This is a genomic window from Streptomyces sp. LS1784, from assembly GCF_020103755.1.
Lineage (GTDB): Bacteria > Actinomycetota > Actinomycetes > Streptomycetales > Streptomycetaceae > Kitasatospora.
This window is the reverse complement of sequence record NZ_JAHSQD010000482.1, coordinates 1-6,415: the sequence shown is the minus strand read 5'-3', so window position 1 is coordinate 6,415 and position 6,415 is coordinate 1. Positions and strand designations below refer to the sequence as shown.

At 74.3% G+C, this 6,415-nt stretch carries 5 protein-coding genes; 4 read left to right on the top strand and 1 reads right to left on the bottom strand.

Annotated elements, in window-relative coordinates; genetic code table 11:
• Window positions 1-242, bottom strand: a 242-nt coding sequence (locus KS423_RS35345; RefSeq protein WP_224283838.1) for a hypothetical protein, incomplete at its 3' end; no start/stop codon positions are given.
• Window positions 243-682: 440 nt separating this feature from the next.
• Between KS423_RS35345 and mscL the strand changes: the two genes are divergently transcribed.
• The 4 genes from mscL (at window position 683) to KS423_RS35320 (ending at window position 6,244) form a co-directional block, all read left to right on the top strand.
• Entirely contained in the window at window positions 683-1,129 is a 447-nt protein-coding gene (mscL, locus tag KS423_RS35340) for a large conductance mechanosensitive channel protein MscL (RefSeq protein ID WP_224283837.1), read from the top strand.
• 384 nt (window positions 1,130-1,513) lie between these two features.
• Window positions 1,514-2,284, top strand: coding sequence for a DUF6643 family protein (locus tag KS423_RS48630; RefSeq protein ID WP_374120083.1), 771 nt, complete (start codon window positions 1,514-1,516; stop codon window positions 2,282-2,284).
• A 196-nt stretch (window positions 2,285-2,480) separates the two neighbouring features.
• Entirely contained in the window at window positions 2,481-3,356 is an 876-nt protein-coding gene (locus KS423_RS35325; protein ID WP_224283836.1) for an MOSC domain-containing protein, read from the top strand.
• Window positions 3,357-3,742: 386 nt separating this feature from the next.
• On the top strand, window positions 3,743-6,244 hold the full coding sequence (locus tag KS423_RS35320; protein ID WP_224283835.1) for a right-handed parallel beta-helix repeat-containing protein: 2,502 nt from the start codon (window positions 3,743-3,745) through the stop codon (window positions 6,242-6,244).
• Window positions 6,245-6,415: the final 171 nt, after the last annotated feature.

Genomic DNA, 6,415 nt, shown 5'->3' with positions numbered 1-6,415 from the left:
TCGGCGCCCCGGCCCGCGGCGCCGGGGCCCGGGCCCGCGGAATCCGGGCCGGCCTCGGGGGGCCCGGAGTGGACGGCAGGATGCGGGGCGAGGGCGCACAGCGCGGAGGGCTGCCCCCGGCGGTTCAGTTCCCGGTGGAGGTCACGGGCGAAGTTCTGTGCGCCGCCACGGCGTGAGTCGCTGATCAGATGCAGGACGCGCGGACGGTTTCCGGCCGGATCGGCCGACAAATGGTCGGGCATGGACCGACCTTGGCACAGTGCTCCGCCCGGTACATCCCCTTCGCGCAACCTGATGGTGGCCCATCCGCCCGCGCTTGTACACCCGATGTGCTCCACAGAGCCGCCGTCGTGCGCCGGTTGCGACCGCCATGCGCCCCGTCTCGCCCCCTGCCGCGCTCCGGTCACCCTGTCGCGCCGGGTCGGCGCCGCCCCGAATCGGCTCGTGCCGGTGTCAAATGCGACGTCACGCCGTCGAATCACCCGGGCTGTTCGACCGCCGAAGGCCGGTGCGCGGAGCGCCCCCGCCCGGCGGGCCGGCGGACGCCGGGGCGGGGGCGGTTACCCCGTTCGGGTGAACGCAGTTGGACCTCGGCCCGGGCCGCTCGGCAGGATGTCCGGCCGGGGCGGCACCCGCCGTGCCGCCCCGCCTCCCCTTCCCCGTACGGATTTGGAGTCACCCGGTGTTCAAGGGATTCCGCAGCTTCCTGCTGCGCGGGAACGTGGTGGACCTCGCGGTCGGCATCGTGATCGGCGCGGCCTTCACCGCCGTCGTCACCGGGTTCGTCAGCGCCTTCCTCACCCCGCTCGTCGGCGTCGCGTCCGGTGCCGTCGGCGACTTCACCCAGAAGACCTTCGAGGTGGCCGGCACCCGGTTCCCGTACGGCGTCTTCGTCAACGCGGTCATCGGTTTCGTGCTGACCGCGGCCGTCATCTACTTCGCCGTGGTGCTGCCGGTCGGCAAGCTCCAGGACCGTTTCCAATCGGCCAAGCCCGAGCCGGCCGCGAAGACCGACTGCCCGGAGTGCCTGAGCTCCATCCCGGCCGCCGCGACCCGGTGCTCCTTCTGCACCTCCGAGGTCCGCAGGCCGGGCCTGCCCGCTCAGGCCCAGGCGCTCCGGTCGCACTGACCGCCGGCCCCGGGCCGACAGCGCAGGTCGCGGGCCTGAACCGAATGCCCGAAGAGCTGACGGGAACTTTATTCCCGAAACATTCACGAGCCTCCGCCGCCCGCTCGGCAGGGGCTCGAATGCGCCCGCGCACGCCCATTCGGAAAAAGTTTCTCCGCAGGGCCCCCGACCGGCTACCGGCCGTTCGCCACAAGGCCTTCCGCAGGCTCCGTCCGGCCGCTGTTCGATCACTGACGGGGCGCCAGGGCTGTCCGGAAACGGACGCCGGAATGTCCGGCTTTCCTACTTTCGAAACCTTTGTGCGAGCGAAGACTGTGTAAACACTCGAACTGCTCCCCCTCCCGCTCTCCTCAGCAGGCGCGTTGTGGGCTTACCGTATGCCCCATGACCTCGCCCCGCTCCTACGACGGAGTCGGCTACCCCTCTCCGTCCTTCTCCTCCGGCACGCCGATCTACGACAGCCTCGTGGCTGAGCGCGGCGTCCCCCAGATCGCGCCCATCAACGTGCCGGCCGCCCTGCCGCCGGCCCTGTCGTCCGGTTACGGATCCGGCCTCGGCCCGTCCCACGAGAACCGCTACGGCAACGGGTACGAGAGTGCCGGCAGCAACCTCCCCGCGCTGCCGCCCGCCCGCCTCGCCCTGGGCCCCGGCCCGAGCAGCGGCCCCTCCGCCGGCCCCGCCACGGCGTACATCCCCGCGCAGCCCGCGCCGGCGTACGCCTCCCCCCAGCCGCCGGTTCCCGGCTACGGCGCCCCCCAGCCGTACCAGCGACCGCAGCCCGGCGCCCCGGCCTTCGCCCAGACCTCCGGCGGCGGCTACCAGCCGACCGGCGGCCAGAGCTTCGGCGGCCAGAACACCTTCATCGGCGCCCAGGGCGGCCCCCAGACCTTCGGCGCACAGCCGGCCGGCGGCCCGGGTGGTTTCGGCCAGGGCCAGCCCACCGGTCCGCAGAGCCTCGGCGGCCAGCAGTCCTTCGGCGGCCCGGCCGTCGGCGGCCCCGGCTTCCAGGGCCAGGGCGGCGACCAGTCCTTCGGTGGCGCCCAGCTGCGCCCGGCCATGGCGCCGGTCCGCCCGATGCAGCCTCAGCGCCCGGGCCCGTACAACGAGCCCGGCCAGTTCCAGGGTGGCTACCAGCCGCAGGGCCAGGGCTACTGAACCACTGACACCCCGCGGCCCCCCACGCGGCCCGCACCCGCACCACCTGAGCACCACCCGGCGCCCCCCGTACGCCGGGCGAACGGAGAAACGGGTCATCCACGGACCGCCCGGAACGCCCCCCACGGCGTCCGGGCGGTCCGTGCGCATACGGGGGCCGTCCCTGCCGGTCGGGGCCGGCTGGCAGGATGGGGGAATGCAGCTCACCGGACTCCACGTCTACCCCGTCAAGTCGATGTACCGCCTGAGCCCGGACACCGCCGTGGTCCAACCCTGGGGCCTGGCCGGAGACCGCCGCTGGATGCTCGCCGACGTGACCGGACGCTTCGTCAGCCAGCGCGAGGACCCGGCCCTCGGACAGATCCGGGCCGGACTGCTGCCCGACGGCGTCCTCACCCTGACCGCCCCCGACGGCTCCCGGATCGAGGTCCCCTCCCCCGCCGTCGCGGCCGGCGACCCGCTCGCCGACGTCGAGGTCTGGGGCACCCGCTTCCGCGCCGCGGAGGCCGCCAAGGAGGCGCACCAGTGGATCGCCGAGCACCTCGGCGACTACCGCCTCGTGCACCTGGACGACCCGCACGCCCGGCCGGTCGACCCCGAGTACGGCGAGCCCGACGACACCGTCTCGATGGCCGACGGCTTCCCGCTGCTGCTCACCACCACCGCCTCGCTCGACCGGCTCAACGAGCTGATCGCCGCCGAGGACCCGGACGGCCACGAGACCCTGCCGATGGAACGCTTCCGCCCGAACGTGGTGGTCGGCGGCGCCGAACCGTGGGCCGAGGACACCTGGCGCCGGATCCGGATCGGCTCGGTCACCTTCAAGGTGGTCAAGCCCTGTGGCCGCTGCGTGATCACCACCACCGACCAGGAGACCGGCGAGCGGCGCGGCAAGGAGCCGCTGCGCACCCTGGCCCGGCACCACCGGCTGCTGCGCAAGGCCGCGTTCGGGCAGAACCTGATTCCCGAACGGCCGGCCGGCGTCGAGGGCGACGCGCTCGGCACGCTGCGGCTGGGCGACGACGTCGAGGTGCTGGAGGGCGGGGCGCACTGGCCCGCCGACGGGCGCTGAGCGTTTGAGCGGCAAGCACCGGGCACCTTCTCCGGGACGGCGAGCCGCACCTGGTCCGGCTTCTGCCGAAGGGCCCGCCGACCGCCCGTACCGGCCGCCCACCGCCGACCGCCCGCGCCGGACGGCGGACTCGCAGGCCCGCCGACCGGCGCCGGGCGCACGCTGCGTTCTGGAACCGGCGCGTCCCGGACGGAACCACCGCTGTGCGCGCTCGTTGAAACAAGTGGTCGGAACCTGTGGCGGCGCTGAGCGCTACCGGTGTCCGCGCGACCGCGGGCGGCCGGACCACCCACGTGGGCGCGCTACGGTGGGCGGGCGGCCCGCGCACCCCCGCGCGTTCGGCCCGTTGATCGCCGGCTCGACGAAGGTGGGGACGACAGACCGTCATGGCTGAGCACAGGGTCCGGGTCACCCAGGACAGCGCATCCCGCTGGCGTCGCCGCGCGGGCGAGTACGACACGCTCACAGAGGCCCTGGCGGCCGCCGAACCGGGCGACACCGTGACCGTCCGGCCGGGCACCTTCCGGGAGAACGTGCTGCTGGACAAGCCGGTGACGATCGTCCCGGCCCAGGGCCCGGGAACGGTCCGGATCGACCCGCCCTCCGGGGTGGCGCTCACCGTGACCGCCGCCGCAACGGTGCGCGACCTGGTGGTCGAGGGCGGCGACAGCTCCACCCCGGCCGTCCTGGTCACCGGGCCGGAGGCGACACCCGCCTTCGGCGGTTGCCGGATCGAGACCCGCTCGGCCACCGGGATCGAGATCACCGGCGGCGCCCGACCGACCCTGCGCGGCTGCGTGGTCACCAACCCGGGCGGGCTCGGGCTGCGGCTGCGCGGCGCGGACACCGCCGCCGCCTTCGAGGACTGCGAGGTCGCCGCCGCGGGCCAGGCCGGACTGGCTGTCCTCGGCGGCGCCACCGCGGCCCTGGACCGCTGCCGTGTCCACCATGCTTCCGGCGCCGGTGTGCTGCTCTCCGACCCCGGCAGCGCGGCCGAGCTGACCGGCTGCGAGATCTACGAGATCCGCGGCAGCGGCGTGCAGGCCGAGGCCCAGGCGGGCGGGCGGCTGGTCGACTGCGAGATCCACCGCGTCACCGGCAACGGTCTGACCCTGGACGGCGAGGCCGAGCTGGTGCTCACCGGCTGCCGGGTGCACGACCTGCCCGAGAACGGCGCCGACCTGCGCGGACGCGCCCGGCTGAGCCTCTCGCACAGCACCGTCCGAGACTTCGGGCGCGGGGCGCTGTCGGTGTGGGACCAGGGCACCGAGGCCGTCGCCGAGTCCTGCCAGATCCACGGCTCGACCGGCGAGTACCCGGCGCTGTGGGTCAGCGACGGCGCCCGGCTGACCCTCACCGACTGCTCGCTGCACGACCTGCCGGATGCCCTGTTCGTCCTCGACCGGGACTCCGCCGCCACCGCCGAGGGCTGCTCGTTCAGCCGGATCCGCAGCTCGGCGGTCTCGGTCAGCGGCGGGGCCAGTGTCTCCCTGGCCTCCTGCCGGGTGCAGGAGGCGGGCACCGGGCTCTGGTTCCGCGACCACGGCAGCAGCGGACTGCTCACCGGCTGCGAGATCTCCGACGTGGCCACCGGCGTGATCGTCACCAAGGGCGCCGACCCGGTGCTGCGCGACTGCACCGTACGGGCCAGCACGGACGCCGGGGTGTACGTCTCGGCGCAGGGGCGAGGCACCTTCGAGGACTGCCGGGTCTCGCAGGGCAAGGGCTTCGGCTTCCACATCATCGACGGCTGCCGGACCCAGCTCATCCGGTGCCGGGCGGAGCACAACCAGCGGGCCGGTTTCGAGTTCTCCGAGCCGGGTCCGGTTACGGAGGGGTGCACCTCGGACGACGTCGGGGCCGCTCCGGTGCCGGCCGTTCCCGCCGCCCCCGGTGGCGGAGCGGGGCCTGCGCCCGGGTCGGTGCCCGCGTCCGGACGCGGCCTGGGGCTGGGGCCGCCGTTCGGCTCCACCGACGTACCGGCACCGCGGACGGCCCAACTGAGCGCCGCTGCCCAGGCCTTGGCACCGTCCGCGGCCGCCTCGGCGGCGATCGCGCCGATCCCGGACTGCCGGCCGGCCGAGGAGGCGCTCGCCGAGCTGGACTCGCTGGTCGGGCTGGCCACGGTGAAGCAGGAGGTGCGCACGCTGATCGACCTGATCTCGGTCGGCCGGCGCCGCCGCCAGGCCGGGCTCAAGGCGCCCTCGCTGCGCCGGCACCTGGTCTTCACCGGCGCACCGGGCACCGGCAAGACCACCGTCGCCCGCCTCTACGGCGAGATCCTCGCCTCGCTCGGGGTGCTCCAGCGAGGGCACCTGGTCGAGGTGGCCCGGGTGGACCTGGTCGGCGAGCACATCGGTTCCACCGCGATCCGCACCGCGGCCGCCTTCGACCGGGCGCGTGGTGGGGTGCTCTTCATCGACGAGGCGTACGCGCTCGCGCCCGAGGACGGGGCACGGGACTTCGGGCGCGAGGCGATCGACACCCTGGTCAAGCTGATGGAGGACCATCGGGACGAGGTGGTCGTCATCGTGGCGGGCTACACCGCCGAGATGGAGCGCTTCCTGTCCGCCAACCCCGGTGTCTCGTCCCGCTTCTCACGCACCATCGGCTTCCCCGACTACACGGCGGACGAGCTGCTGGAGATCGCCCGGGCGCAGTGCGCCGAACACGAGTACGCGCTCTCCGACGAGACGGAGAAGGCGCTGCTGGAGCACTTCGGCGGGCTGGAGCGCGGCCCCAACTTCGGTAACGGGCGCACCGCGCGGCAGGTCTTCGAGACCATGGTCGAGCGGCACGCGGTACGAATCGCCCACCTCGCGGACCCGTCCACGGAGGAGCTCCAGCTGCTCGTCCCGGCCGACCTGCCGGCGGCGCCGCTGCCGTAGGGCGAGCGGCAGGGGAACTCGTCGGCTGCGCCGGTCCGTTGGGCAGGCATGGGTGTGCTGCTGACGGGCGCGGCGGGCGGGTTGCTGCTGCCGGCCGGACTGGTCGTGGTGTTCTTCCTCGGCGCGGTGGCGCGACGGCTGCGCGCCCGGCCGACGGCGGGGCCGGGCGCG

Bases quoted from the DNA above. Each gene is read 5' to 3' on its own strand.
- KS423_RS48630 (WP_374120083.1), top strand. From the start codon at position 1,514: ATGACCTCGCCCCGCTCCTACGACGGAGTCGGCTACCCCTCTCCGTCC.
- KS423_RS35325 (WP_224283836.1), top strand. From the start codon at position 2,481: ATGCAGCTCACCGGACTCCACGTCTACCCCGTCAAGTCGATGTACCGC.
- KS423_RS35320 (WP_224283835.1), top strand. From the start codon at position 3,743: ATGGCTGAGCACAGGGTCCGGGTCACCCAGGACAGCGCATCCCGCTGG.